This window comes from Mycobacterium sp. 1164985.4, from assembly GCF_001668575.1.
GTDB lineage: Bacteria > Actinomycetota > Actinomycetes > Mycobacteriales > Mycobacteriaceae > Mycobacterium.
On sequence record NZ_LZMD01000002.1, the window covers coordinates 1 to 2,832 of the forward strand.

Genomic DNA, 2,832 nt, shown 5'->3' on the forward strand with positions numbered 1-2,832 from the left:
CCACCGAAGAAATCCTGGCCGGTATCTACGCCCAGGTACTCGGACTCGACCGCGTCGGAGCCGACGACTCCTTCTTCCAACTCGGCGGCGATTCGCTGTTGGCGATGCGGGTCGTCGCAGCGGTCAACACCAGTCTGGACACGCACCTTGAGGTGAGCGTCTTATTCGAGGCGCCGACGGTGGCGCGGCTTGCACCGCGGATCGGTGTCGGCGGTGGCGGGCTTATGCGACTGGTGGCGGGTGAGCGCCCGGCGGTGGTGCCGTTGTCGTTCGCCCAGAACCGGTTGTGGTTCATTGATCAGCTGCAGGGACCCTCGCCGATCTACAACATGGCGGTGGCGTTGCGGCTGAGCGGGACCCTGGATGCACAGGCGTTCGGGGCGGCGCTTGCCGATGTGGTGGGCCGGCACGAAAGTCTGCGCACTTTGTTCCCCGCCCCCGAGGGCGTTCCCCGGCAGCTGGTGGTGCCGGTCGAGCACGCCGACTTCGGCTGGGACGTCATTGATGTTGGTGACTTGTCGGAGACCGAGCTTCAATCGGCGATCGACGCGGTGGTGCGTCACCCGTTTGATCTGGCAACTGAGATCCCTTTGCGGGCAATGCTTTACCGTCTTGGCGATGGCGAGCACGTGCTGGTGGCGGTGGTCCATCACATCGCGGCGGATGGCTGGTCGATCGCTCCACTGGTGGCTGATCTTGGGGTGGCGTACGCCGCGCGGTGCGCGGGGCAGACGCCTGGGTGGGCGCCGCTGCCGGTGCAGTATGTCGATTACTCGTTGTGGCAGCGCGCCCAGCTTGGTGATCTCGACGATCCCGACAGCCGTATCTCCGCACAGTTGGCTTATTGGCAGCAAGCGTTGAGCGATATGCCAGAGCGGGTACAGCTGCCCACCGATCGGCCCTATCCGCCCGAGGCCGATTATTGCGGCGCCAAGATAGCCGTGGACTGGCCCACGGAGCTGCAGCAGCAAGTGCGCGAGCTGGCTCGTGGGCACGACGCGACCAGTTTCATGGTGATGCAGGCCGCTCTGGCGGTGTTGCTGGTCAAGCTGAGCGCGAGTTCCGATGTGGCGGTGGGGTTCCCGATCGCCGGGCGGCGCGACCGGGCGCTGGACGAACTCGTGGGCTTTTTCGTCAACACACTGGTGTTGAGGGTCGAGATTGCCGGGGACCCGTCGGTGGGCGAGTTGTTGGAGCAGGTGCGTGCGCGCAGCCTGGCCGCTTTCGAGCATCAGGATGTGCCGTTCGAGGTGTTGGTGGAGCGGCTGAATCCGATCCGGTCGCTGAATCACCATCCCCTGGTGCAGGTGTCGTTGGCCTGGCAGAACTTCGGGGGCCAGGTCGGTGATCGGTCCGCCGAAATGGCGCTGGGGGACCTGAAGGTCGCGGCGATGCCGGCTGAGACTCACACCGCCCGTATGGATTTGACGTTCTCCTTGGGCGAGCAGTGGAGCGAGAGCGGCGAGCCGGCCGGTATCGGCGGGCACGTCGAGTTCCGCACCGATGTGTTCGATGCGGCCAGCATTGAAGCGTTCGTTGAGCGGTTGCAGCGGATCGTGGTGGCGATGACGGTTGATCCGTCGCGGCGGTTGTCGTCGATCGATGTGCTCGATGTCGATGAACACGCCCGGTTGCAAAGGTGGGGTAATCGGGCGACCCTGACCGTGCCGGGACCATCGGCGATGTCGATTCCGGAGTTGTTCGCTGCTCAGGTCACTCGTGCGCCGGGGGCGGTGGCGTTGACGTCTCAGGGCCGTTCGTGGACGTATCGCGAACTTGATGAGGCATCGAATCGCTGGGCGCATCTGCTGGTCGGCCGCGGGGTGGGACCGGGGCAGCGGGTGGCGTTGTTGGTGGAGCGCTCAGGCGAGGCGGCCGTGGCGATGCTGGGGCTGCTCAAGTGTGGGGCGGCCTATGTGCCGATCGAGCCGGCGCATCCGGATGCGCGGATCGAGTTCGTGCTCGATGATGCCGCCCCGATCGCCGTGCTGACCACCGCGGGGCTGGCCCATAGGGTGGCCGGCCATGAGCTGGTGGTCATCGACATCGACGATCCCGCCCTCGAGGCCCAGCCAAGCACCGCGGTTATGGGACCGGCCCCGGATGATGTCGCGTATTTGATTTACACCTCGGGGACCACCGGTGCGCCGAAGGGTGTGGTCACCAGTCACCACAACGTCACTCAGCTGCTGCAGCAGTTGGGCCGCTATCTGCCGGTGACCGGGGTTTGGACGCAGTGCCATTCCTATGGATTCGACACCTCGGTGTGGGAAACCTGGGGTCCGCTGCTGAACGGCGGCACGGTGGTGGTGGTGCCCGACGCGGTGACCCGTTCGGCGGAGGACTTGCACGCGGTGCTGGTCGCGCAGCAGGTCAATGTGTTGACCCAGACCCCCTCGGCGGCAGGGATGCTCGCCGTCGAGGGGTTGGAGTCCACGGCGTTGGTGGTGGCCGGGGAGGCGTGTCCGCCGGAGTTGGTGGATCGGTGGGCGCCAGGGCGGGTGATGATCAACGCGTTCGGGCCGACCGAGACGACGATGGTGGTGATGCTCAGCGCGCCGCTGACGGCGGGGTCGGGAGCGCCGCCGATCGGTGCGCCGGTGCCAGGGGCGGCGTTGTTCGTGCTCGATGGCTGGTTGCAGGAGGTCCCGGCCGGGGTGGTCGGTGAGTTGTATGTGGCTGGTTCGGGTGTGGGTTATGGGTATGTGGGCCGGGCGTCGTTGTCGGCGTCGCGGTTTGTGGCGTGCCCGTATGGGGCCGCGGGTCAGCGGATGTATCGCACTGGGGATTTGGTGTGGTGGGGTGCTGATGGGCAGTTGCGGTATGTGGGTC

At 66.2% G+C, this 2,832-nt stretch carries 1 protein-coding gene; it reads left to right on the plus strand.

The genetic code is table 11. The features are described 5' to 3' along the window. Positions 1-2,832 (plus strand): non-ribosomal peptide synthetase (locus tag A5650_RS00010; RefSeq protein WP_156743946.1); only part of this gene is annotated, 2,832 nt, incomplete at both ends.